Source organism: Allobosea sp. 01N443 (assembly GCF_056399325.1).
The window spans coordinates 132,876-157,259 of the sequence record NZ_JBFTRC010000002.1 but is presented as its reverse complement, the minus strand read 5'-3'; the positions used below and the strand labels follow the sequence as shown (position 1 = coordinate 157,259).

The 24,384-nt window shown below is 65.2% G+C and carries 24 protein-coding genes; 13 read left to right on the top strand and 11 right to left on the bottom strand.

All coding sequences use genetic code 11. The annotated features are described in order from the left end of the window. Positions 1-9 precede the first annotated feature (9 nt). Entirely contained in the window at positions 10-702 is a 693-nt protein-coding gene (locus tag AC1DRP_RS01700; protein WP_476767637.1) for a 3'-5' exonuclease, read from the bottom strand. A 928-nt stretch (positions 703-1,630) separates the two neighbouring features. Here AC1DRP_RS01700 and AC1DRP_RS01695 point away from each other — a divergent pair. Together AC1DRP_RS01695 and AC1DRP_RS01690 are read left to right on the top strand one after the other, a co-directional pair. Continuing rightward, on the top strand, positions 1,631-1,906 hold the full coding sequence (locus AC1DRP_RS01695) for a YMGG-like glycine zipper-containing protein (RefSeq protein WP_476767636.1): 276 nt from the start codon (positions 1,631-1,633) through the stop codon (positions 1,904-1,906). Positions 1,907-2,224: 318 nt separating this feature from the next. Next, on the top strand, positions 2,225-3,661 hold the full coding sequence (locus tag AC1DRP_RS01690) for a patatin-like phospholipase family protein (RefSeq protein WP_441504881.1): 1,437 nt from the start codon (positions 2,225-2,227) through the stop codon (positions 3,659-3,661). Positions 3,662-3,710: 49 nt separating this feature from the next. On the opposite strand, the gene hydA is transcribed toward AC1DRP_RS01690, so the two are convergent. Beyond that, complete coding sequence (hydA, locus tag AC1DRP_RS01685) at positions 3,711-5,153, bottom strand: dihydropyrimidinase (protein ID WP_476767635.1); 1,443 nt, start codon at positions 5,151-5,153, stop codon at positions 3,711-3,713. Between hydA and AC1DRP_RS01680 the strand changes: the two genes are divergently transcribed. Then, positions 5,153-6,073 carry an NHL repeat-containing protein gene (locus AC1DRP_RS01680; RefSeq protein WP_476767634.1) on the top strand — a complete coding sequence of 307 codons (921 nt, stop codon included), beginning with the start codon at positions 5,153-5,155 and terminating at the stop codon, positions 6,071-6,073. The two genes, hydA and AC1DRP_RS01680, sit on opposite strands and share 1 nt — an antisense overlap. An 89-nt stretch (positions 6,074-6,162) precedes the next feature. Here AC1DRP_RS01680 and AC1DRP_RS01675 read toward each other — a convergent pair whose 3' ends face one another. The 5 genes from AC1DRP_RS01675 to AC1DRP_RS01655 all read right to left on the bottom strand — a co-directional run bounded on the left by AC1DRP_RS01675 (position 6,163) and on the right by AC1DRP_RS01655 (position 10,234). Continuing rightward, positions 6,163-6,837 carry an amino acid ABC transporter permease gene (locus tag AC1DRP_RS01675; protein ID WP_441490687.1) on the bottom strand — a complete coding sequence of 225 codons (675 nt, stop codon included), beginning with the start codon at positions 6,835-6,837 and terminating at the stop codon, positions 6,163-6,165. Beyond that, complete coding sequence (locus AC1DRP_RS01670) at positions 6,837-7,511, bottom strand: amino acid ABC transporter permease (RefSeq protein ID WP_441490688.1); 675 nt, start codon at positions 7,509-7,511, stop codon at positions 6,837-6,839. Before AC1DRP_RS01670 ends, AC1DRP_RS01675 begins: the two co-directional genes overlap by 1 nt. Before the next feature lie 9 nt (positions 7,512-7,520). Continuing rightward, a complete protein-coding gene (locus AC1DRP_RS01665; RefSeq protein ID WP_476767633.1) occupies positions 7,521-8,288 on the bottom strand; it encodes an amino acid ABC transporter ATP-binding protein in 768 nt (255 codons plus the stop codon). Continuing rightward, a complete protein-coding gene (locus tag AC1DRP_RS01660; RefSeq protein ID WP_441504878.1) occupies positions 8,285-9,160 on the bottom strand; it encodes a substrate-binding periplasmic protein in 876 nt (291 codons plus the stop codon). Before AC1DRP_RS01660 ends, AC1DRP_RS01665 begins: the two co-directional genes overlap by 4 nt. Before the next feature lie 108 nt (positions 9,161-9,268). After that, the gene (locus AC1DRP_RS01655) at positions 9,269-10,234 is read right to left on the bottom strand and encodes a LysR family transcriptional regulator (RefSeq protein ID WP_476767632.1); all 966 of its coding nucleotides are present in this window, start codon (positions 10,232-10,234) and stop codon (positions 9,269-9,271) included. 120 nt (positions 10,235-10,354) lie between these two features. On the opposite strand from AC1DRP_RS01655, the gene AC1DRP_RS01650 reads away from it, so the two are divergent. From AC1DRP_RS01650 to AC1DRP_RS01615, 8 genes are all read left to right on the top strand, one after another. Next, positions 10,355-11,443, top strand: coding sequence for a DUF917 domain-containing protein (locus tag AC1DRP_RS01650; RefSeq protein WP_476767631.1), 1,089 nt, complete (start codon positions 10,355-10,357; stop codon positions 11,441-11,443). A 150-nt stretch (positions 11,444-11,593) separates the two neighbouring features. Further along, the gene (locus tag AC1DRP_RS01645; protein WP_476767630.1) at positions 11,594-12,943 is read left to right on the top strand and encodes a dihydroorotase; all 1,350 of its coding nucleotides are present in this window, start codon (positions 11,594-11,596) and stop codon (positions 12,941-12,943) included. An 11-nt stretch (positions 12,944-12,954) separates the two neighbouring features. Then, positions 12,955-14,199 carry a hydantoinase/carbamoylase family amidase gene (locus AC1DRP_RS01640; RefSeq protein WP_476767629.1) on the top strand — a complete coding sequence of 415 codons (1,245 nt, stop codon included), beginning with the start codon at positions 12,955-12,957 and terminating at the stop codon, positions 14,197-14,199. A 4-nt stretch (positions 14,200-14,203) separates the two neighbouring features. After that, the gene (locus tag AC1DRP_RS01635) at positions 14,204-14,875 is read left to right on the top strand and encodes a flavin reductase family protein (protein WP_441490696.1); all 672 of its coding nucleotides are present in this window, start codon (positions 14,204-14,206) and stop codon (positions 14,873-14,875) included. After that, entirely contained in the window at positions 14,872-15,561 is a 690-nt protein-coding gene (locus tag AC1DRP_RS01630; protein WP_441490697.1) for an aspartate/glutamate racemase family protein, read from the top strand. The genes AC1DRP_RS01635 and AC1DRP_RS01630 overlap by 4 nt, the downstream gene beginning before the upstream one ends. Then, entirely contained in the window at positions 15,558-16,982 is a 1,425-nt protein-coding gene (locus AC1DRP_RS01625) for an FAD-binding oxidoreductase (protein ID WP_476767628.1), read from the top strand. The genes AC1DRP_RS01630 and AC1DRP_RS01625 overlap by 4 nt, the downstream gene beginning before the upstream one ends. Positions 16,983-16,990: 8 nt before the next feature. Further along, positions 16,991-17,923, top strand: coding sequence for a dihydrodipicolinate synthase family protein (locus tag AC1DRP_RS01620; RefSeq protein WP_476767627.1), 933 nt, complete (start codon positions 16,991-16,993; stop codon positions 17,921-17,923). Beyond that, positions 17,923-18,708: an SDR family oxidoreductase gene (locus tag AC1DRP_RS01615; RefSeq protein ID WP_441490700.1), complete on the top strand. Its 786-nt coding sequence runs from the start codon at positions 17,923-17,925 to the stop codon at positions 18,706-18,708. Before AC1DRP_RS01620 ends, AC1DRP_RS01615 begins: the two co-directional genes overlap by 1 nt. 267 nt (positions 18,709-18,975) lie before the next feature. Here the strand turns inward: AC1DRP_RS01615 and AC1DRP_RS01610 are convergent, their stop codons facing one another. Genes AC1DRP_RS01610 through AC1DRP_RS01600 form a run of 3 tightly spaced genes read right to left on the bottom strand, consistent with a single transcriptional unit; the run spans position 18,976 to position 21,707 of the window. Continuing rightward, complete coding sequence (locus AC1DRP_RS01610) at positions 18,976-19,995, bottom strand: ABC transporter substrate-binding protein (RefSeq protein ID WP_476767626.1); 1,020 nt, start codon at positions 19,993-19,995, stop codon at positions 18,976-18,978. Positions 19,996-20,044: 49 nt separating this feature from the next. After that, positions 20,045-20,911 (bottom strand): ABC transporter permease, encoded by an 867-nt coding sequence (locus tag AC1DRP_RS01605; RefSeq protein ID WP_441504867.1) that lies wholly within the window; start codon positions 20,909-20,911, stop codon positions 20,045-20,047. A 16-nt stretch (positions 20,912-20,927) separates the two neighbouring features. After that, complete coding sequence (locus AC1DRP_RS01600) at positions 20,928-21,707, bottom strand: ABC transporter ATP-binding protein (protein ID WP_441490703.1); 780 nt, start codon at positions 21,705-21,707, stop codon at positions 20,928-20,930. Positions 21,708-21,810: 103 nt separating this feature from the next. On the opposite strand from AC1DRP_RS01600, the gene AC1DRP_RS01595 reads away from it, so the two are divergent. Both AC1DRP_RS01595 and AC1DRP_RS01590 read left to right on the top strand, forming a co-directional pair. Then, the gene (locus tag AC1DRP_RS01595) at positions 21,811-22,476 is read left to right on the top strand and encodes a response regulator transcription factor (protein ID WP_441490817.1); all 666 of its coding nucleotides are present in this window, start codon (positions 21,811-21,813) and stop codon (positions 22,474-22,476) included. After that, on the top strand, positions 22,463-23,833 hold the full coding sequence (locus tag AC1DRP_RS01590) for a sensor histidine kinase (RefSeq protein WP_441490704.1): 1,371 nt from the start codon (positions 22,463-22,465) through the stop codon (positions 23,831-23,833). The genes AC1DRP_RS01595 and AC1DRP_RS01590 overlap by 14 nt, the downstream gene beginning before the upstream one ends. 14 nt (positions 23,834-23,847) lie before the next feature. On the opposite strand, the gene AC1DRP_RS01585 is transcribed toward AC1DRP_RS01590, so the two are convergent. Further along, positions 23,848-24,369 carry a 2'-5' RNA ligase family protein gene (locus AC1DRP_RS01585; RefSeq protein WP_441490705.1) on the bottom strand — a complete coding sequence of 174 codons (522 nt, stop codon included), beginning with the start codon at positions 24,367-24,369 and terminating at the stop codon, positions 23,848-23,850. Positions 24,370-24,384 lie beyond the last annotated feature (15 nt).

Below are 24,384 nucleotides of genomic sequence, written 5' to 3'. Positions count from 1 at the left end.
CATTTTGGGTTAGTTCACCGAGCTGATGTTCTGCGCGACAGCACCGGCTAATCCAAATTTGCGGTGCGATTTTGCGTCAGGGCTACCTAACGCCGCCAGCCAGTCACGCGCTCGCGCAGCCGGGACACGCTGCAGCCGGTGCAGCACGTCGTCATCGAAATGCTCGGCGCGACAAAGAGAGCGTGCGTCTGCGCAGATGCGATCGAATAGGTGCGCGGTCACGAACGTATCTGCACTCGCTCGATGGAGCCGTCCAGGGAACGAAATGCCCATCTCTTCGATGAGGCCGCCCAATCGATAACTCTTCCGGCCCGGAAACATGCGCCGAGCCAACAGCAGAGTGCAAAGAGTGCGAACGGGCCGCCCCTCAAGGAATTCGCTCGCCTCATGCTCGTAGAATTTTCGATCGAAGCCCGCGTTGTGGCAAACGACGGGCGACGATCCAATGAAGGACGCCAGCTGACGCATGGCTATGGCCGAGGTCGGTGCTCCGATCAGCATCGCAGTGGTTATTCCGGTGATCTGAGTGATCTCCTGGGGCACGCGAACGCCTGGGTCGACAAAGGTGAGTAACTCGTGGCCCGCTCGACCATCCAGCACTTCGCGGGCTGATACTTCAATCACACGAGCCCCCAAGGCTGGGCTGAGGCCGGTCGTCTCGAAGTCGAGCACGACAAAGCGTCCGCCGGGAATGCTGTTCAAGGTAGAGACTCCTCGCGCCTGCTTCGTTGATTCGAGGACAGGATATCATTCAAGGACGGTCGGCCGCGCCTGAAGTCCTCGGGCATTCGGGCGGGGTGATATAAACGAACGGGGCGGCTCGTTGACCATTTATCGGCGGCAGGCGGACTAGAGAGATGACGCTGCACAGCGGGGGGCATCGGCAGCAATCGTCGCTTTAGAAGGGCTCCCGTCGATGACGAAGACAGTGTCTCTGGTGGCTCATTGGAAGCACGTCCTGCGCGCGGGAGAACAAAGCTGAGCAGCGGCCATAAGCCGAGCGTGCCGTGGTCGTGCCGACGGCGGTCATGATCACGACTCGCGTCGGATTTTTGAGGCGAAGCTTTTGGAAATTAAGGGATTTATCTAGCGCTCGGCAAACTCAAATCCAGCTTCGGAGGGCAACGCTCTTTCCAGCTGAGCTACGGGCGCAATCCGTGGATGGTGGATAGCTGATTGCCGGACGCTCGGTAACAGGCGTTTGATCGAAGGCCGAACTGGAGAGGGCGCAGGTTCAAATCCTGTTGGGCGGGCCGATTAAGTCGAAGTTGATATTCCGGGGCTGGTAGCCGTGGCGGACCGGCGGCTCGTTGCGATCATCAGGAAGCAGCTTGCCGGATGGGGCCACGCCCACTTCACGACGGATGCATCCGCCTATCGGCCGGCCGCGCCCCGAAGCGCCGCCGACCGCTTGGTCCGCTTCGATGATCCGTGGCCAATCGGTTGCGACCCCAGTGCGGGCAGCGGGCTCGCGTAGGGCGCGTGCCAAGCGGCGGTTTTCAGCCTTCGGTTCAGAGCGGCAAGAAACGCCATGCACATAGATTGGGACGCAGGGCGATGGCAGGTTCGGCTGCTTGGCCTAGATTGATGCGTTCGCATTCGCGCGCACTCTTGAACAAGGAGCCCCATAATGATCCGTTCGATCACGTTCGCCGGCTTTATCGGCCTCGGCCTCTTCCTCGCAGGGTGCAACCCTGAGTCTCAGTCGCAGCGCACGCTTGGCGGCGCGGCAATTGGCGCTGGCGGCGGTGCGCTCATTGGTGGGATCGCGGGCGGCGGACGGGGGGCCGCGATCGSTGCCCTCGCTGGTGGCGTGACCGGTGCGGTCGTCGGCCGGGCGACAACCCCGAACAACTGCATCTTCCAGGACAGGAGCGGTCGCCGTTTCACGGGGCCCTGCCCATAGGGCACGCCTGAGCGCAGCTGCGGGCCAAAGGGCGGGCCGCCTGGCAGTATCTGGTCTCGTACACGGCCGCTCCGCTGGGGTGGCTGCTGTGCGTGAGGGCCAAGACCGCAACCCCTATCGGGGCGGCCCGTCGCACCGGCGACGGTCCGGCCTTCATGAGTGAACGAAACTGCGTCGGATGCCGGCGCAGTCAATGGCGGGATTCCGAGCCAGGACCTGATTGCTGGTTGCAATTTGATCGAGCGGTTCGACCGAATCGGCTATGTGCCGGGATGTCAGTTACGTAACCAGTCATCGTGCGACGGTGCCGGAGAGCGAATGAGGCTGCTTGCTGAGAAGGGCGTGAAGGCCATCTGGCTGATGGCCACGCTCATCCTCTGCGGCTGCTCGGCTGCGGATGTCGGGCCCGTCAATAGTCACGCGGAGAAGACGCCGCCACCGTCGCCGGAATTCGTCCCCGATCGCGGGGATGACGGCTCGATGGTCGTTGGCCTCGCCTTCTCGGGAGGCGGCGTTCGCGCTTCGGCCTTTTCCTACGGCGTCCTGCGTGCGCTTGACGATATCGTCGTCGACGAGAAGCCTTATCGACGCACGATGGTCGATAATGTCCGGATGATTTCCGGGGTCTCCGGCGGCGCCATTACCGCGGCCTATTTCGGCTATCGTGGCCGCGACGATTACCGTGATTTCGATGATCGCTTCTTGTTCCAGCACGCAGAAGCGAGCATGGAAACATCGCTGGCGTCACCCTTCAGCCTGTCCCGGGCAGTGGCTGGCGGCGTCAATGACCGAAATACCTTTGCACGCTGGTTGAACGATAATCTGTTCGATGGGGCAGATTTTACCCGTTTCAAATGGGCGAACGCACCGTCCGTCTGGATCAGCGCTTCGGATATCTACAATCGGACGCCTTTTCTATTTAGCTACGATACCTTTGCGGCGCTCTGCAGTGATCTCGACAAGCTGAAGATTTCGGATGCGGTGGCAGCCTCCGCCGCCGTGCCTGTCGTCTTTGCGCCCGTCGTGCTGGCTGCCACCAAACAGGATTGCGGCTATAGCCGCCCCGCCTGGTTGAAGGAGGCGCTGAGCGGCTCCAACCCATCCACGCGACTGACGGCCTACGCCAACGCATTGCACTCCTATCATGCCGAAGACGGCATCAAGTTTGTGCGGCTGATGGATGGCGGGCTGACGGACAATCTGGGCATAACGGGTTTCGTCCTCGAAAGAAGCGCGTCAAAGACACCGCACGGACCATTATCGGCGGAGCAGGCCGTCAAGCTGCGCCATTTCCTGTTCATCGTTGCCGATGCTGGCCGCGGGCAGACGGATGATTGGGGGGCTTCGATGAATGGCCCCTGGCTGGCGCCACTGGTCGAAGCGGCAATCGATACCGGCATGACCTCATCGTCTCGCCATGGTCTCGACGCTTTGAACTTTGCCGTCGAAAGGTGGAAGGAGCGGGTGGTCCGCTATCGTTGCGGGTTGCCGTTGGAAACCGTGCGCCGGATCCGGGGCAGCGCTGACGGCTGGGACTGCCGTAAGGTGGATTTCAAGGTCGAACACCTTGAATTCGCTGATCTGGAACAGAACGTCGCGTCCCACCTGAACCGCGTCGAAACGCGGCTCTCGCTGCCGCGCGAGCAGGTCGAGCTGCTCATCGAGGCCGGAAGGACGGTTGTTCACCGGAGCGCGGCCGTGAAGCAGGCGGTCGACGATGTCCGCCGCGCTGCGGGCGTCAGCGGGGGAAATTGATCGCGAGGCCCCTGTCGTTCAGACAACGGCGCGTCTGCCAGAACCGGGCCTAACCAAATGGATTGAACGGCGTCGGGAAACGTCCGGTGGGAGCGATTTCCGCATAGGCCGATCGCGCAATCAGCTGTCCGGCTCCGGGCTGCGCAAGCACATTGGTGCCGTCGAAGATCAACTGGCCGCGCTGGTAGGTCGCAGTGGGGTAGCCGAGCACCTCGAGCCCCTCATAGGGCGTGTAGTCGCTGCCATGGTGCTGCAGCGCGTTGGTCAKGCGCATGCGCTTGGTCGGATCGAAGACGACGATATCGGCATCGGCGCCGATCGCGATGGAACCCTTGCGCGGGGCAAGCCCGAAACGGCGCGCCGGATTGGTCGCAACGAGCGAGACGAACGTGCGCAGATCGATGCGCCCCTTGGCGACCCCCTCGGAATAGAGAATCGGCAAGCGCGCTGCGAGGCCGGGAACGCCGTTCGGGATCTTGTTGAAGGGGGCCGTTTCGCCGTGCTGCTTCTTGCCGCGCGGATCGTCGAAACGCAGCGGCGAGTGATCGGACGAGACGATATCGATGACGCCGTCTCGGATGAGCTGCCAGAGCGCCTCGCGATCGGATGGTGGCCGCAGCGCCGGCGAGATCATGAACTTGGCGCCTTCGAAGCCCAGCCGGTCCATGTCGGATTCGCTGAGCACGAGATACTGCGTGCAGGTCTCCGCCCAGGCCTTCTGGCCGCGAGCCTGGGCGCGCGCCACCTCCTCCCCGGACTGTGCGCCCGAGACGTGGAAGACCTGGACCGGGGTGTCGAGCGCCTCCGCCAGCGCCAGAATGCGGTGGGTCGCTTCGCGTTCGACCACCATGGGTTTCGCCCAGGCAAGATGCTTTGGTGCGCTCAGCCCTGCCGCCAGCAGCGCCTGCGTCAGCCAGCCGATCAGTTCGTGATGTTCGGCATGCACGCAGACGAGTGCTCCGGCATGTCGCGCCGCCGCGAGCACCTGCAGGATCTGCGCATCGGCGAGGCGATTGCTCTCATAGGTCATGAAGACCTTCACGGAGCGATGCCCCGCTGCAACCAGCGCCGGCAGTTCCCGCTCGAGCACCTCGGGCGTCGGGTCGTTGATCAGCAGGTGAAAACCGTGATCGATGCGCGCCTGCTTCGCTTTCGCGCCATAGGCCGCAACCGCCTCGGCAAGCGACCCGCCGCGCGTCTGAGGCGCGTGGCAGACGATCGTCGTCGTGCCGCCCGCCGCAGCTGACGCTGTCCCGCTCGCAAAATCGTCGGCGATGTCGGCGCCGGACGAGAAGGGCTGGTCGAGATGCACATGCGTGTCGACCCCGCCCGGAAGGACCAGCAATCCCTTCGCATCGATATCGGTGTCGCCTCGAGGCAGACCGGCGCCGATCGCGGCAATCAACCCATCCTTGACGCCGACATCGCAAACAGAGATGTCGGACGCGGTCACCGTCGTTCCGCCACGAATGACGAGATCGAAATCGCTCATTGCAGTTCTCCGGTTCTGGCGGCTGGCTCGCCATTCACAAGCCGGCGCGGCTGCGCCGCAGTCTCGAGGGGATGATGAAGACGGAATTGCGCGTCCGGTTGGGCGAGCGGAGCTTTGGCGTCGAGCGGCCTTGGGGCGATCTGTCCCAAACGTCGGGAAAGATCACCGACGTCACGAACGATGCCGAAGGTCGCGCCTATGTGCTGCTGCGCTCCGACGTCGCGGTCGACGCTCCCGGCCCCTGCGTCGTGGTTCTCGACCGTGAGGGATGCCGGATCGCGAGCTGGGGCGAAGGTCTCTGCGTCGATGCGCACAAGATTGCGGCAGGCCCCGATGGCGTGATCGCCATTGTCGATCGTGATGCTCACCRCATCCTGTTCTGCGACCGGGATGGCGCCGTGCGGCGCCAGATCGGCGGGACGCATCAGCCGGGCGCGCCGTTCAATCATCCCAGCGATATCGCCTTTGCCCCGGACGGAGGATTCTATGTGGCGGATGGCTATGGCCACGCGCTCGTGCATCGTTTCGACCGCGCCGGGCGGCATCTGTCGAGCTGGGGCTCCGTCGGCAGGGCGCCCGGCGCGCTCCTGACGCCACATGGCATCTGCGTTCTCAGCGATGGCCGCGTGATCGTCGCCGATCGCGAGAACAGCCGCGTGCAGGCCTTCACCGCCACCGGCGATCTGCTCGCTGTCTGGGATGGGTTTCTGCGGCCGCAGGATGTCGTCGTCGATGCCGCCGATCGCATCCATGTCTGCGACTCGATTCCCACGCTCAGCCTGCTGGCCCCCGATGGGACCCTGCTCGGCCGCTGTCGTCCGGTGCTGAACGGTGCACATGGCATGTGGCTCGCGCCGAACGGCGATATCCTCCTTGCGGAGACCAGCCCCAACCGCCTGACGCGGCTGTTCCCGGTCTAATGCATCGGCCCGAACAATGGGTTGCGGTGTCCGGGAGGGCCGATGCAAACACGGATGACCTCGCCGCTGGTCCAGATGCGGGCCGGCGCTCATCCGGCCTGCGCGACGGCCCTGTGCTGCAGGCGCGACACCATCCGGACGAACGGCCAGAACATCAGGAAATAAACGATCGCGACCGCAACCAGCGGCGTCGGGTTGTACAGAAGGCCCTGGGCGAGCTGCGCGGAACGCAGCAGTTCCTGCAGGGCGACGGCTGAGGCGATCGAGGTCTGTTTGACCAGCTCGACCGTGTTGCTGATCAGGTCGGGCAGCACATTGCGGGCGCCTTGCGGCACCACGACATAGGTCATGCTCTGGCGCCAGGTCAGCCCGGTGGAGCGCGCCGCTTCGCGCTGACCCTTCGGCACGGACTCGATGCCGGCACGGAAGATCTCGGCAAAGTAGCTTGACCCGTTGAGGGTCAGTGCGAGCACGGCCGCGGTGAACTCGTTGAGCTTCAGCCCGAGGAAGGGCAGGCCGAAGAAAATGAAGATCAGCAGCACCAGCGGCGGGATTGCCCGCATGACGTCGACATAGGCGACCAGCAGCATCCGCAGCAGCCTGCTGGGCGAATCCTGCGCCATCGCGATGGCGACACCGCAGGCGACGGATAGCGGCACGGCGACCGCCGCGAGCGCCAGCGTCATCCAGAAGCCCTGCAGGAGCAGTGGCCAGACTTCCCGGAGGACGTCGATATTGAGAAATGTCGTGACGAGTTCGTCCATCACGACCTCGGATGAGCGTAAGCGCGTTCGAGCCAGCGCGTGAAGCGCACGAATGGCAGGAACAGGGCGAGGAACAGCAGCGCGCCAACGGTGAGGGCAGTCGGATTGGCGACGTTCGACTGAATGCTCGATGTCACATTGAGCAGTTCGGGGACCGCGACGACCGAGCCGAGCGTCGTGCCCTTGCTGATACCGATCGCGCGGTTGGTCAGGGGCGGGATCGAGATACGCACGACCTGCGGCAGGATGATATGGACCAGCGTCTGGTTGAAGCCGAGGCCCGTCGAGCGCCCGGCTTCCCATTGGCCCTTGGCGACCGCATTGATGCCGGCCCAGAAGATCTCTTCGGAGAAGGCCGAGAGCACGATCGCCAGCGCCAGGACGGTGGCGGTGAACGGCCCCAGCATCAACCCGAAGGAGGGCAGCGCGAAATAGGCCAGCATGATCAGCACGAGCTGCGGGATCGAGCGAAAGAAATCGATATAGAGGATGATCAGCGCGTTCAGCGGCCTGAAGCCGTAAAGCCGCAGGATCGCGATGGCGAGGCCGAGCGGCACGCCGATCAGCACCGTCAGGATCGACATTTCGATGGTGATGAGGAAGCCGCGCAGGATATCCGGCCAATAGGCGGACATCAGCGAGAAGTCGAAGAAATAGCGGACGATCTGGTCCATGACGTGCTGTCAGGCTCTGGAGCGCGTGACGAAGTCGCGGATGCGCTGGTGTTGCGGCGAGACCAGAATGTCTTCCGGGGTGCCTTCCGCCAGCACCGCACCATGATCCATGAACACGACGCGGTCGGCGACGTCGCGCGCGAAATGCATCTCATGCGTCACGACGATCATGGTCATGCCCATCTCCTTGGTGCGGACCATGACGTTCAGGACCTCGCCCACGAGCTCAGGGTCCAGCGCCGAGGTCGGCTCGTCGAAAAGCATCACCTGAGGCTCCAGCGCCATGGCGCGGGCAATGCCGACGCGCTGCTGCTGACCGCCCGATAGTTGCGCCGGATAGGAGTCGGCCTTGTGCGCGAGCCCGACCAGTTCGAGATGCTGGCGCGCCTTCTGCTCGGCCTCGGCCTTTCCGAGGCCTGCCACCTTGCGCAGCGCCAGGGTCACGTTTCCCAGAGCGGTCTTGTGCGGATAGAGGTTGATGCCCTGGAACACCATGCCGATGCGCCGGCGCAGCAGGTTGAGGTCGACCTTGGCGCCGGTCACTTCCTCGCCGCCGACGCGGATGGTCCCCGCCGTCGGCTCTTCCAGCCGTTTGATGCAGCGCAGGCAGGTGCTCTTGCCCGAGCCGGACGAGCCGACGATCACGACGGCCTCGCCCTTGGCGACCCTGAGATCGACGCCGCGCAGGACCTCGACATTGCCGAAGCTCTTCCGCAGACCGTCTATGGCGACGATCGGGTCTGCGGATGCAGGCGTGATTGCGGTCGCCGACCTCACTTACAGACGGCCTTGTGCTCGGTCGCGTCATAGCCCTCGAAGTCCGGGGCACCGATGCCCGGATAGATCTTCGCCGAGGAGGACGAGGCGTCCGGCTTCACGCCGAACCATTTCTCATGGATCTTGGCGAGCGTTCCGTCCGTCTTGATGCATTCGAGGGCTTCCTCGACCTTGGCGCGAAACGCTGCGTCCTCCTTGCGGAAGGCGATGCCGAAATTGCGACCGCTGTCGAGCACGAACGCAACCTCGGCAGCGGGCGTCTGCGTCGAAACATAGCGCGAGACCGGTGCATCGGCGACGTTGGCGAAGGCACGGCCGATCATCACGGCCTGCACCGCGTCGGCATTCTTGTTGTAGCGCTGGATCGTATAGCCGTACTTGGCTTCGTTGTCGGTCAGCCACTTGTCGGAAATGCTACCATTGTTCACGGTCAGCGCCTTGCCCTTCAGCTCCTCGAGATTGGCGATCTTGCCGCCTTTCTTGACGAGGAAGCCGAGGCCGGTCGGCATATAGGGCTCGCTGAACAGCATCTGCTGGGCGCGCTCCGGCGTGATGTTGGTCGGCGCCGGGATCATCTCATAGCGCTTGGAGAAGAGGCCGGCGAAGATCGCCGAGAAGTTCGAGTCGGTAACGTCGACGCCCGGGCGGCCCAGCTTCTGCGCCAGCGCCAGCGACATGTCATAGGTGAAGCCGGTGGTCTCGCCGGCCGCCGTCTTGAAGCAGAATGGAGCAAAGCCGAGGTCGCAAGCCACTTTCAGCTTCTCATTGGCTGGATGATCGGCGTCCTGGGCCAGCACAGGGGTGACAAGGAGCGCCGCCACGGCGAATCCCTGAACGGCCGTGCGCGCCGCTTTGACCGACAAAAACCTCATCATCCTGCTCCCGTTAGATGTTGTCTCCGGGAGCCGCGATCGCCGCGCCTGTCGCTTGCAACGATCCGGCCGCCCAGAGGCAAAACTCTAACAGTGCGAATTCATGCCTTACCAATCACTTGTTGTCGGGTTGCCATAACCTTGTGTTAAGTCCCCGACGTCGGCCTCCTGGCCATGTCCGCCAGGCGGAGGCGGGACAAGATCGCGCAGGATGTCGACGAAGGCGCGTGCCGTGCGTGACAGGGGTTCGTAGCGAAGTGTCAGCAGATGCGCGCGCACACGCGTCTTGGGGGCGAGCGGACGTGAGACCAGTTCGGGCCATGTCCGGCCGCGCAGGACGAATTCGTCGACAACGGCAACCCCCGCTCCGGCTCTGACCATCGCGCAGGCGACGGGGGTGAAGCGAACGACGGTGCTGATGCGAAGGGGCTCGGGGCCGAAAGCCAGTGCCCTTTGGACAATGTCTCCATAGGGCGTCTGCGGCCCGAAACCGATCAACGGATAGGGGGCGATATCGGCTGGCCGGACGACGCGCAATCGGGTCAGCGGGTGGTCGCGCGGCATGATCGCCATCAGGCGCCCCTCCGTGACCACCTCCGATTGAATGGTCGGCTCGTCCACCGGCAGCACTGAAACGCCGAGATCGGCCCGCGCACTGGTGATCTTGGCTATCACTTCGAGCAGCGTCAGGATCTCGAACTCGACGCGCAGATCGGAAAAGCGCTCGCGCAGCCGCGCGATCGCGCCGGGAACCATGGTCTGGCCGACGCTCGGGCTGGCGACGATGCGGACCGTGCCGGTCCCGCGCTCGCGCAGTTCCTCGGCGAGTTCGTTGACGCGCAGCACGCCCTGGTGGACCTGGTCGACCTCGGTGAAGAGGCGCCGCGCCTCCGGCGTCGGCTGGATCCGACCGCGCACGCGTTCGAACAGGCGCAACTCCAGCCGGTCCTCCGTATAGGCCAGGAGCCGGCTGATGGCTGGCTGCGAGACCGAGAGCAGGCGCGCCGCGCCGCTGATCGATCCGGTGATCATGATTGCGCGGAAAACTTCCAGCTGCCGCAGGTTCAATCGCATGCGAATAACATTCAGTTATGACTTCCAGCCGAATTAGCATGCTTGCTTGGACGTGCCGCCATCTAAGTTCGTCCGGGCTCGGCGGGATGCCGGCATGCCAGGTCGATTCGAGGCTGACCGATGGGACGTTTTCTGACGATTGGGGATGTCGAGGCGGCTATTGCAGGCGGCTCGATCTTTGCTGCGGGTGGCGGTGGCTGGGCCGAGCACGGGCGCATGCTGGGGACTGCAGCGGTGATGGCCGGCCGGCCGGAGTTGGTCTCGATCGAAGAGGCGCCGGACGACGCGATCATCGCGACCGCGGCTGCAATCGGCGCTCCTGCCGGCACGACGGACTGGGAGATGCAGGGCGTCGACTACGTCCGGGCCGTCCAGCTGCTGCAGGATGCGCTGGGCAAGCCAGTCTATGGCCTGATCATCGGCCAGAACGGCATGTCGAGCACGCTCAATGCCTGGCTCCCGAGCGCCCTCCTCGGCGTGAAGGTGATCGATGCCGTTGGTGATATCCGCGCCCATCCCACCGGCGACATGGGGTCGATCGGCCTTGCCAACAGCCCCGAGGCGACGATCCAGACGGCTGTCGGCGGCAATCGCGCCAAGAATTCCTATATCGAGCTCGTGACGCGCGGCGCGACGGGGAAGGTCTCGCCGATCCTGCGCACGGCCTCGGACATGTCGGGCGGGTTCATCGCGTCCTGCCGGAACCCGGTTCCGGCGTCCTATGTGCGCAAGCACGCGGCGCTCGGCGGTATTTCCATGGCGCTGGCGCTCGGGGAGCGCATCCTGGCCGCCACGCCCAAGGGCGGGCCCGCGGTCATCGACGCAATCTGCGACCAGGCCGGTGGATCGATCATCGGGCGTGGGACTGTTGTCCGCAAGTCGGTGCAGTACACCAGCGAAGCCTTTGATATCGGAACCATCCAGGTCGGCTCCGGCGCCGCGGCACGGATTCTCCATGTCATGAATGAGTACATGGCGGTGACCGATCTCGATGGCGCGCGCCTGGCGAGCTATCCCGATGTCATCACCACGCTCGGTTCGGATGGCCGGCCCGTCAGCGTCGGCCATGTCACTGAGGGCATGGAGCTCTCGATCCTGCGCATTGCCAAGGATCGCATCCCGCTGAGCTCCAGCGTGACGGATCCGAGTGTCTACCCGATCGTAGAGAAGGCGCTCGGGATGGATTTCACGGGCTATGCGCTCGGGTGATCCGCCTGACGCGCACATGCACTGCTTCCGCTGTCGCGATAACGACCGATTATGGGCGACGGCGAAATTGGTATGTTTGGCTCTGAGGCCGAGCAGCTATCGTGACACGCATGGCCTGCGGGCCAGACAGCATCAACCGGGCATCTGACCATGAGTGATTTCGATCTCGTTCTTCGCGGCAATGTCGTTCTGTCCGACCAGATCATCGAGGATGGCTATGTCGCCGTCACTGGTGGCAAGGTCGGCGCTGTCGGTGCGGGTACACCGCCTTCGGCGCGCGAGACGCAGGATTTCCGCGGTCAGTGGATCATCCCGGGCGTGATCGACGGCCAGGTCCATTCCGGGAGCCAGGCCAACCACGAGGGCATCGGCATGTGCTCGCGCGCGGCCGCCGCCGGTGGCGTCACCGTCATGGTCGACATGCCCTATGACGAGCCCGAGCCGGTCACCAACGCCAGGCTTTTCAACGAGAAGGTCGCGATCGTCGAACGCGACGCACATGTCGATGTCGCGCTCTATGCCACGATCACCATCGAAAACGGCCTGCATGCCATTCCGGGCCTCGTCGATGCCGGCGCCTGCGCCTTCAAGTTCTCGACCTTCGAGGCGAACCCGACGCGCTTCCCGCGCATCGGCGACGACACGCTCTACGAGGCGTTCAAGCTGATCGAGCCGACGGGGCTCCTTTGCGGTGTCCATAACCAGGACCAGGAGATGACGCGCCGGAACATCGCGCGCCTGATCGAGGCCGGCGATACCGGCTCCGACGCCTTCCTGCGCGCCCATACCCCGCTGGTTGAGAACCTCGCCACGRCGCGGATCTACGAGATCGGCGCCGAGACCGGCGCCCGCGCCCATGCCGTCCATGTCTCGACCTCGCGCGGCTTCGAGATCTGCAACCTCTACAAGCGCGCCGGCTACAGGGCGACGGTCGAGAGCTGCGTGCAGTACTTCATGCTCAACGCCGAGGAGCACGCGCCTCGCTTCGGTGCCAAGATCAAGCACTACCCGCCGATCCGGCCGAAGGCGGAGAGCGAGCTGCTCTGGAGCCACCTCGCCGCCGGTCATTGCGACTTCATCTCCTCCGACCACGTCTCCTGGGGGCTGGAGAAGAAGGGCGACCCCAACATCTTCAAGAACACCTCCGGCGGTCCCGGCATCGAGACCCTGCTGCCGGCGCTGTGGACCGGCTGCGAGGAGCACGGCATCTCCCCGACCATGGCGGTGAAGCAGCTTTGCGAAGGCCCGGCGAAGGCCTTCCTGCTCGCCGACAAGGGCCGTCTCGCGCCAGGCTCGGATGCCGACATCGTCGTGCTCGAGCCCGGCCGCTTCATCCATGATCCGAGCAAGAGCCTTGCGGCGGTGAAGTGGAGCTCGTTCGAGGGCCGCGAATTCCGCGTGCGGGTGGCTGCGACCTATGTCCGTGGCGCTCTTGCCTGGGATGGCGCGAAGATCTGCAACGAAGCGGGCGACGGCCGCTTCCTGCGGCCTGCGGCGTAAAGCGGCGAACGATGTCGATCGACGCAGAGCGTTTGTGGCGGCGTATCGAGGCGCTGTCCAAGATCACCGATCCCGATCGTCCCTGGACGCGGCGCTCCTTTACGCCGCGCTTCCTCGAAGGACGCAAATGGCTGGCGGCCGAGTTCCGCGCTGCCGGTCTGGAGACGACGATCGACGCAGGCGGCAATCTCGTCGGCCGCCTTGCGGGCGCCGATCCCTCGTTGAAGCCGATCATCATCGGCTCGCATTCCGACACGGTGCCCTCGGGCGGACGCTATGACGGGATTCTCGGCGTGCTGGCGGGACTGGAAGTCGCGCAAAGCTTCATCGAGCGCGGCGACCGGCTGCGGCATTCGCTCGAGGTTTACGATTTCCTGGCCGAGGAGCCGAGCGAGTTCGGCCTCTCCTGCATCGGCAGCCGTGCGCTTGCCGGTGCGCTCTCCGACGAGATGCTGGCGATGACGCGCCCCGACCGCATGACGCTGCGCGAGGGTATCGGCTTCGTCGGCGGCCGGCCCGACGAGATCGCCTCGGTGCGGCGTACCGCCGAGAGCGTCGCGGCCTATGTCGAGGTGCATATCGAGCAGGGGCGCGTGCTGGAGAGCGAGGGCACGGCGATCGGTGTCGTTACAGACATCGTCGGCATTCGGCGCGAGCGCATCATCGTGTCCGGGCGGGCCGACCACGCGGGTGCGACGCCGATGCCCTTGCGCGCCGATGCGCTCGTCGGCGCGGCCAAGCTGATCGAGGCCGCTTACGAGCGTGCCGGCGCGCGATCGAACGATCCCCAACCCCTGGTCGCCACCTTTGGTCGCATCGAGATCAGCCCCAATGCCGCCAATGCCGTGCCTGGTGAGGCGGTTCTGACGCTCGAGGTGCGTTCGGGCGACGAGGCGGCGGTCAAGGCGTTCGGCGAGGAACTGGTCAGCGATCTGAAGCCGGCACTGGCGGCGCTGCGTCTCACTGTGCGGTCGGAACCGATCAGCCATGTGCCGCCGACGGCCTGCGCGCCGGCCGTGCGCTCGGCGATCGCCGCTGCCGCGGCCTCGCTCGGTCTGTCGACGCGGGACCTGCCGAGTGGTGCCGGGCATGATGGCGTGTTCGTCGCCCGCACCGGTCCGATCGGCATGATCTTCGTGCCCTGTCTCGATGGCCGCAGCCACGCCCCGGAAGAGTCGATCGAGCCACAACAGGCCGGGGATGGCGCACGCGTCCTCGGTGAAACGGTGCGCCTGCTCGACGCGACCCTGGGTTGACGCGATGGAGTGGTCCGTCACCGATCTGGCCGAGCGCGATCTCTACAAGCTGCTCGTCAACACCGTGTTGCCGCGGCCGATCGCGCTCGTCACCACCGTGAATGCGCAGGGGCACGCCAATGCTGCGCCCTTCAGCTTCTTCAACGTCTTCAGCCACGCACCGCCGCTCGTCGTGCTTGGCATCGAAGGCCGCGATCTGGGGGATGCCCCGCTGAAGGATACGATGCGCAACATCCGCGCGACGGGGAGTTTCGTCGTCAACCTCGTCGACCGGGCGCTCGTCGACGCGATGCAGGTCTGCGCGATCGATTTTCCCGGCGATGTCGACGAGATCGCAGCCGCCGGGCTTGAAACAGCGCCCGGCCGCAAGGTCGCCGCGCCACGCCTCGCAGCGTCACCGGTCCAGCTCGAATGCCGCGAGACGGTGTCGCTGTCGCTGGGCACACGCCATCGCAACCTCGTCGTCGGCGAAATCCAGCACATCCATATTCGGGATGGCGCGGTCGATGAGCGGCTGCATGTCGACATCGACAAGCTCGACCTGGTCGGCCGCCTGCATGGTTCCGACTGGTATGTCACGATGCGCGACCGCTTCCAGGCGCCGCGCCAGACGCTCGACACCTGGCGCGCGCAACAGAGCGCGCTGCGTGCGAAGCCCGAAGGAGAGGCCCCGTGAGCGGCACGATCTTTGTCATCAACCCCAATTCGAACGGGGCAGTGACCGCCGGCATCGATACCGCGGTGGCGCCGCTGCGCTCGGTCGATGGTCCGCCGATCGAGTGCCTGACCCTGGCCGAGGGGCCTGCTGGCATCCAGTCCCAGCGCGATATCGACGGCCTGATACAGCCCATGCTGAGGCGGGCCGCCGCGCTGGAGAACGAGGCTTCGGCCTTCGTGATCGCCTGCTTCTCCGACCCGGGCATGTACGCGCTGCGCGAGCAGAGCGAGAAGCCGGTGCTGGGCATTGCCGAGTGCGGGGTCCTGACCGCTTTGACGCTGGGCCAGCGCTTCGGCGTGATCGCCATTCTGCCGGCCTCGATCCCGCGTCACTTGCGCTATTTCGGCGCGATGGGTGTGACGGACCGCCTGGCCGGCGATCTTTCGATCGGCCTGACGGTCGCCGAGCTTGCCGATGACGCGCGGACCATGGGACGGATGACCGATGTCGGGCGCACCTTGCGCGATACCCATCACGCCGATGTGCTGGTGATGGGCTGCGCCGGCATGGCGCGTTTCCGGGACCCGCTCGAGCAGGCGCTCGGCGTACCCGTGGTCGAGCCGACGCAGGCTGCGGTGACCATGGCGATCGGCCGCGCCCGGCTCGGCTGGGGCGGCCGCCCGCTTCGGGGACATGCCGCGTGACGGATCTAGTTGCGCGCCTCGCCGACATCGTCGGTGAGAGGCATGTGCTTGTCGATGCCGAAGCGCAGGCGCCGTTCCTGACGGATTGGCTCGGAAAATACAGGGGGGCTGCTGCCGCCATCGTCCGGCCCGGCTCGACCGAGGAGGTCGCGGCCGTGATGGCGCTTTGCACGGCGCGGAGGATTCCGGTCGTGCCCCAGGGCGGCAACACCAGCATGTCGGGCGGCGCGACGCCGGATATGTCGGGGCGCGCCATCGTCGTGTCGCTGACGCGCATGAACCGCATCCGCGCGGTCGATCCGATCGGCAACACGATGACGGTCGATGCCGGCAGCGTGCTTGCCAAGGTCCAGGAGGCCGCGAAAGCGGCTGGACGCTTCTTCCCGCTCAGCCTTGGAGCCGAGGGGAGCTGCACGATCGGCGGGAATCTTGCGGCCAATGCCGGCGGCGTCGCCGTGCTGCGCTACGGCACCATGCGTGAACTGACGCTCGGGCTCGAGGTCGTTCTGCCGGACGGAAGGATCTGGGATGGCCTCACCGCGCTGCGCAAGGATAATACCGGTTACGCCTTGCGGAATCTGTTCATCGGATCGGAAGGGACGCTGGGCGTCATCACCGGCGCGGTCCTGAAACTGTTTCCTCAACCCTTGGCGCGCGCGACCGCTTTCGTCGCCTTGCGCGACGCGAACGCTGCCCTGTCCTTGCTGTCTTCGGTGCGTGCGCGCTGTGGCGATCGCCTGACCGCCTTCGAATTCATGACCGGCGATTGCCTCTCGCTCATCCTGAAGCACAGCGCCGAGGCGCGGTTGCCGCTTGGCGCCGTTCCGCCTGCGGCGGTGCTGATCGAATTGTCCGATGCGGATGACGAGTTGGCGCTGACCGAGCGGCTCGAAGGCGCGCTGGCAGAAGCCGTCGAGACGGAGATCGTTCTCGACGCCGCCATCGCCCAGGATGGTGTGCAGGCCAAGGCGTTCTGGCGCATCCGCGAAGGCGTCTCGGAAGCGCTGGTGCGCGAAGGCAAGGCTGCCAAGCACGATGTCTCGGTGCCGGTCGCGGCCATGGCCGATTTCGTCGCAGCCACCGATGCGGCTGTCATCGCTGCTGCTCCCGGTGTGCGCCCCATCGTGTTCGGCCATCTCGGCGACGGCAACCTGCACTACAATCTGCTGCCGCGTATGGGACAGAGCGATGCGGACTTCGCCGCCCTCGCACCGGAACTCACCCGCATCGTTCATGACGAGACGTGCAAGCGCCGCGGATCGATCAGCGCCGAGCATGGCATCGGTCAGCTTCGGGTCGCGGAGATGCCGCGCTGCAAGGCGCCGATCGAGCTGGACCTGATGCGCTCGCTCAAGACCCTGTTCGACCCCCACAATCTGCTCAATCCGGGCAAGTTGCTGCCCGACCCCGTCGAGAACTGAGGATCATCATGGCGTTGTTGGATGAAGGCGCGAAGGGCGTCTATGTAATCGCGGTCACTCCGTTCACGGAGGACGGCGCGCTCGACCTGCCGAGCACCGACCGCATGGTCGATTTCTACCTCGAGAAGGGCGCCAACGGCCTGACCGTGCTCGGCATGATGGGCGAGGCGCCGAAACTGACGGCAGAGGAATCGCGGATATTCGTGCGGCGGGTCCTGGCGCGGGTGCAGGGGCGTGTTCCGGTCGTGGTCGGCGTCTCCGCCCCGGGCTTTGCCGCGATGCGGGAGCTGAGCGACAGCGTCATGGCTGACGGAGCCGCGGGCGTGATGGTGGCGCCGCCCGCAAGTTTGCGGACGGACGACCAGATCGTCTCCTATTACGACATGGTCGCAAAGACGCTCGGACCGAAGACCCCCTTCGTGCTGCAGGATTTCCCACTGGTCACCAATGTCCAGATCGCCTCCTCGGTGATCCTGCGCATCGTCGCGGCGCAGCCGAGCTGCGTGATGCTGAAGCACGAGGACTGGCCGGGGCTTGCCAAGATCTCGGCCCTGCGTGCGGCCAGCGACAAGAACGGCGGGCGGCGCATATCGATCCTGGTCGGGAACGGCGCGATGTTCCTGCCCGAGGAACTGTCGCGCGGGGCCGATGGCGCCATGACCGGATTTGCCTATCCCGAGATGATGGTCGATGTCTGGAAGGCCCATGCCGCCGGGGACGTCGAACGCGCCCATGACCTGTTCGACGCCTATCTGCCGCTGGCGCGCTATGAGCAGCAGCCTGGTCACGGGCTCGCCATTCGCAAATATCTGCTCGCCAAGCGCGGCGCGATCGCGTCGGGCATGGTACGCAGCCCCGGGTCAGCCCTTTCGGCGGCCGACATCGCCGACATCGAACGTCTCGTCGCCCGTCAGGCGCGGCGCCTCAAGGAGATCAACTGATGGATCTGGGCCTCAACGGAAAGCGCGCATTGGTGCTCGGCGCCAGCCGCGGCCTCGGCGCGACGATCGCACGCACGCTCGCCGCCGAAGGTGCGACGGTGATCGCGGCGGCGCGCAATCAAGACGCGCTCGCCGCCTGGATCGGCGAGCTGCCGGCTGAGCAGCGCGGCCGCGTGGTCGCCGCCACGCTCGACCTTGCGGATATCGCCTCGATCGATGCGCTGGCCGACAAGCTGATTGCCGAGGGCGGCGTCGACATCCTGATCGGCAATTCCGGCGGGCCTCCGCCGGGCGAGGCCCGCGACGCGAAGCGCCTGGACTGGCTGATGCATTTCGAGGCCATGGCGGCCAACCTGTTTCATGTCGCGCAGCGTCTGCTGCCTGGCATGACCGAGCGGGGTTGGGGCCGGATCGTCACCATCGTCTCCTCCGGCGTCGAGCAGCCGATTCCGCGTCTCGCGCTCTCCAATGGCGTGCGTGCCGCAGTCGTCGGCTGGTCGAAGACGCTGGCCTCCGAGGTTGCGGGGCAGGGGGTGACGGTGAATGTCGTGCTGCCCGGTCGCATCCACACCGAGCGCGTCGATCAACTCGACGACGCAGCTGCGACGCGGGCCGGCGCGACGAAAGACGCGATCACGAAGGCCTCGATCGCGACGATTCCGGCCGGCCGCTACGGCAAGCCACAGGAATTCGCCGATGTCGTTGCGTTCCTTGCCAGCGAGCGGGCGTCCTATGTCACGGGCGCCAAGATTCGGGTTGATGGCGGCCTGATCCGAGGGATCTGACGGCTGCGTCCCCCGGTGGATGGGGCCTGGGCGCGTTGGTATGATCTGCGTGAGCCGATCAACCGCGCGCCAATTGGTTCGCGGCAGAATGGCACGCCGGCCGGCCCGGTAGCGAGTGCCTCGGCGGAGCAATCAGAGCCTGCCCGCCTGGTGGGATCCTCGTCCTGCCCGCGATCGCAGCGGGCCCGTAGCATTGCCGGCGCTCAGATCGCGATATTCCGGGCTCATCGCCCGGCATTATGCCGCCGGCGATGAGCCATTGGGGGGCTAGCTGCCGGAGCGACCCGTCAACTGCGGGACGAACATGTCGCTCCACTTGGCCGGCTTGATCTTGATCGTACCTGCACGGTGCATGAATTCGGCGAACTGCATCACGCCGCTCGGAGTCGTCGAGAAACGGGCGTCGGGATCTTCGATCATCGCCTGGATCTCGGCGGCGTCGACCTTCACCTTGGAACTCTTGGCGTAGATCTCGGCCGCGAGCTTCTGGTCTTTGGCGATCAGCGCGTTGGCGTCATCCATCGCTTCGATGAAGGCCTGCGTCATCTTTGGGTTGGCATCCACGAATTTCTTCGGCGCAAAGGTGACGTCGAGCGTGATGTTGCCGAGATAATCGACCGAGTTCAGGACGCGGTGCACGCCCGGTGCCTTGGCTTCGATGTACTGGAAGGGCGGCGAGGTGAAATGTGCCTTGATCTCGGTCTTGCCGCCGATGAGCGCGGCCAGCGCCTCGGGATGCGGCAAGCTCACCGTCATCGGGTCCATCTTGGCGTAGTTCTCGGGGCCGAACTCCTTGGCCGCGATCATCTGCAGAACGACGGCCGCAAGTGAAGTCTTGATGCCGGGCAGCGCGATCTTGTCGCTGCCCGTGAAATCCTTGAGCGACTTCAGCTCGGGCTTGTTGGCGTTCAACCAGAGCGAGGTCGAGCTCATGCCGGAGACGCCGACGACCTCGACATTGGGAATCCCCTTGGCCTTTGCCCAGAGCGTGACGAAGCCGGGTGCGCCGGTTCCCGCAAAGTCGAGCGTGCCGGCCATCATCGCGTCGTTGATGACATTGCCGCCATCAAGCATCAGCCACGTCACCTTGACGTCGCCAAGTCCGGCCGCCTTCGCGCGCTTCTCGAGGAACTGCTGGTCCTGCATCACGATCAKCGGCAGGTAGAGGATGCCGAAGCCCTTGGAGACGCGGACCTCGCTGACCTCGGCCCGCGCCGCACTGGCGCAGAAGGCAGTCCCGATCACGGCTGCGGCAAGCGCCCCCTTGAACCAGTTTGTGTGTTTCATCTGTCGTCCTCCCTTTGATGCGGCCATTCGGCCTTGGTGACTGGATGTTTCAGTGCTGCATGCCCCAGCGGCGGATCGTCCTGCGCTCGATCGTGGCGAAGATGACGTTCTCGACGAAGAGGCCGATCAGGATCACGGTGAAGAGGCCGGCGAAGACATTGGCCGTCTCGAGTTGATTGCGGTTCTCATAGATGAACCAGCCGAGGCCACCCGAGCCGGACGATACGCCGAAGACGAGTTCCGCAGCGATCAGCGTCCGCCAGGCAAAGGCCCACCCGACCTTGAGGCCGGTGAGGATGGCCGGGAAGGCGGCGGGGATCAGGATGAGGCGAACGAGCTTCAACCCACGCAAGCCGTAGTTCTGACCGACCATGCGCAACGTATTCGAGACCGACCGAAAGCCGGCATGGGTGTTCAGAGCGATTGCCCAGAGCACTGAATGCACGAGCACGAAGATCACGCTGCCCGAGCCGAGGCCGAACCAGATCAATGCCAGCGGCAAGAGTGCGATCGCCGGCAACGGATTGAACATCGAGGTCAATGTCTCGAGCAGGTCCGCCCCGATGCGCGAGCCGATGGCCAAGGTCGTCAGGAGCGCGGCGAGCGCGATGCCGATGCCGTAGCCGATGATCAGGGTCTGCAGCGAGACCAGCATGCGCTGCGGAATGACGCCGCTCGCGATATTGCTGACGAAGGCATCGACCGTCTCGCCGAAGGTCGGGAACAGCAGCGGGTTACCAAGCCAGCGGCCATAGGCCTCCCAGGCAATGGCGAGCACCGCGAGGATCAGCCCCTTGCGCACGAAGCCGAGGCGGTAGGTCCGTTCGATGAGGCTCAGCGACTTGGCCACGACCGGCGCATCGCTCGAATTGACGTCGCGGATGATTTCCGGGCGGAAGGTCAGGAGGTCGGTCATGTCTGTCGTCTCCGTCTCAATGCGCCGCGAAGAGCATGTCGTTGATGCGGGTTTCGAGCGCGGCCTGCGTGCCGGTGCCCATCTCCTCGGGGGGCACGCTGTTGAGCTCGGCCTTGACCTCGCCCGGATGGGGCGACAGCAGCAGGATGCGGGTGCCGATACGGATCGCCTCCTCGATCGAGTGCGTCACAAACAGCACGGTGAAATGGGTGTCGTCCCAGAGCCGCAGCAACTCGTCCTGCATCTTGCGGCGCGTCAGCGCGTCCAGCGCGGCGAAGGGCTCATCCATCAGCAGGACGTCGGGCTCCATTGCCATGCCGCGCGCGATCGCGACGCGCTGCTTCATGCCGCCGGAAAGCATGTGCGGATAGCTGTCGGTGAATTTCGTCAGGCCGACCTTGTCGATATAGGATTTCGCACGCTCTTCGGCCTCCGGCGCTCCGGCGCGGCCGCTCGAGGTCAGGGCGAAAACGACATTCTCGCGCACCGTCTTCCAGGGCAGAAGCTGGTCGAATTCCTGAAAGACCATCATCCGGTCCGGTCCTGGCCCGGTGATCTCGTGTCCCTTGAGGCGGATGCGCCCCTCGACCGGGCTCAGATAGCCGCCGATCGCCTTGAGCAGGGTCGACTTGCCACAGCCGGAGGGGCCAAGCAGGACGAAACGATCGGACGGATAGACGTCGAAGGAGACGCGGCGCGTCGCCGTGACGACCACATCCGGCGTCTTGTATTGCAGCGTGACGCCCTCGACGGAGAGAAGCGGCGCGGCGGCGCTGGTGGTGAATGGGGCGTGCATCGGCCCTCCCTTGCTTTCGTTTCCCTGCGCACTTGCGGCGCTTGCCATGCTAGTAACCTGCGAACCTGACTCCGACCTGACTCCGACGAAGGATGTTTTGGCCGTGCGCGTTCTCGTCGTCGAAGACACCGCCGATATCGCCGAGGCCGTCGTGATGCGGTTCGAGAAGATCGGTCACGCCGTCGATTGGGAATCGAACGGGCGCACAGCTGCCGAGCTGCTTCAGGTCCAGGCCTATGATCTCGTGATTCTTGATCTGACCTTGCCGGGCGAGGACGGGCTCACGCTGCTCAAGAGCCTGCGCGCGAGACGGCTGAAGACACCGGTCCTGGTCATCACCGCGCGTTCGGCTGTCGACGAGCGGATCAGCGCGCTCGATCTCGGCGCGGACGATTACCTGACCAAGCCATTCGACTACCGCGAACTTGAAGCACGTGCTCGCGCCCTCTTGCGGCGCAGCGCCGGGCTTTCGGACAATATGCTGCGAGTGGGCCCGCTCGTGATCGATCGAGCGGGCCGGGTCGCGAGCATCGGCGACAGGACGCTCAACCTGACGCGCCGCGAGCTGACGGTGCTCGAGATCCTGGCGGCCAGGCCGGACAGGATCGTGCCCAAGGAGGAACTGATCGAGCAGCTCTTCAACTTCGATCAGGAACCGAGTCCGAACGCCGTCGAGCAGTTCGTGGCGCGCTTGCGGCGCAAGCTCGCAGATGCCCCCATCGAGATCAGAACCATGCGCGGCCTGGGCTATCAGCTTGCAACGACATGACCTGCTCCTCTCGCTGCGGGTCCGCATCATCGTCGTTCTGTCGGCGGTGCTGGGGCTCGGCGCGGTCGTGCTCGGCGTCGCCGCCTGGCACTCGGCGACGATCGCGGCACAGCAGGCCTATGATCGGCTGCTCAGCGGCGGCACGATCCAGATCGCGGAGAATGTCTATGTCCAGGGCGGGGTCGTCGCGCTTGATCCCCCCGTCGCCGCGATCGCGACACTCGCCGCCTATGATCTGGTCTTCTACAAGGTCGTCGATCCGCGCGGGGTGGTGGTTGCAGGCTATGAGGATCTCGCCTCGGGGGCGGAACCGGCAGCCGCGCGCAGCGGCGTCGTGCTCGAGGACGGCTCCTTTCAGGGACAGGGCGTGCGCATTGCGACGGTCGCCCGCCAGATCGACGATGCCATGCTCGGCGGCTGGGCAACCATCGTGGTGGCCCAGACGACCGATGCTCGCACGGCGCTTGCGCGCGATCTTACTCTCAAGGCACTGGGTGTCATCGCTGCGATGAGCGTGCTCGCCTTGCTGGCGACAGGCTTTGCGGTGCGCCTCGCCCTGAAGCCGTTGACGCGGATCGAGCTGGAAATCGCAGGACGGCGCCCCGACGATCTGCGCCCGATCCAGACAGAGCCGCCTGTCGAGATCCGCAACCTCGTCCACGCCATCGACGATTTCATGCGCAGGCTTTCCGATCGCATGGCCGTGATGCAACGATTCATTGCCGACGCGGCCCATCAGATTCGCACGCCGCTCGCCGCACTCGACGCCCAGGTCGAGATCCTGTCGAGCGCGAGCCCCTTGAAACGCCGCGCCGAACATATCGCCCGCGTTCGTGAGCGCACCACCGAGTTGGCGCGTCTGACCAGTCAATTGCTCGACCACGCCATGGTCATCCACCGCGCCGACGCGGCACGCGCCGCGCCCGTCGATCTCAACGAATTGGCAAAATCGGTTCTCGCCAAGGCCGTGCCGCTCTCGTTGCCGCGCGAGGTCGATATTTCCTTCACGCCGGCGCCTTCGGCTCCGGTGATCGACGGCGACGCGGTGAGTCTGCGCGAGGCGCTTGCCAACCTCATCGACAACGCACTCGTCCATGGAGCGCATACGAGGCTGTCCGTGACGGTCTCGGCGGACACGGGAAGCGCCTGGATCGAGGTTGGTGACGATGGCGACGGCTTCCCGATCGAGCTGGCGGAAACAATGACCAGGCCCTTCGAGAAGGGCGGGCACTCCAGAGGCTCCGGGCTCGGCCTATCGATCGCCGCGGAAGTCGCACGCGCCCATGACGGCGAACTCACCTTCGCGAGAGGCAGCGGCCTGACGCTTGTCCGGATGTCGTTTTTCCGGCCGAACTGAGCCGATGGGCTCGTCTAGGTTCCGTTCTTGCCAAGCTCGACCGTCTCGATCACCGCCCATTCGGAAATGGGGATGTCCTGGCCTGACCGAACCACGCAGAGCCGGTCAAAGACGATGGCTCTCCCGGCCAGCATGCGCTGAAACTCGGCCGCGGCCGAGGCCTTCGGGGCGGGCGCGACGGGGCCATAGAGCAACGAGACATGCGGCATGAAGCTGTCTGCCATGTCGCTGTCCAGTCGCTGCTTGAGCTGCGCCAGCGGCGCGCTGATGCGAAAACGCGCGTAGAATGACCGGAAATAGGCGTCGCTGGTTTCGATCGCGGCGACCGCCTCCCGGAAGGCCGGGACTGCGGCTGCGGCCTCCGCGATCCCGCCTGCGAGCGCGGCCATGGGCAGATCCGTGTCACCCTTGACCGTCAGATGTGGCGTGAACAGCGGCGTGCCAAAGCGGCCCGAGAGATCCGCAACCAGGCTGGAGAGGAATGCGCCGTCCTCGGCGCTCGGCATCAGCCAGATCGAATGAATTTGGGGTGACATCAAGCCTTCATAAAC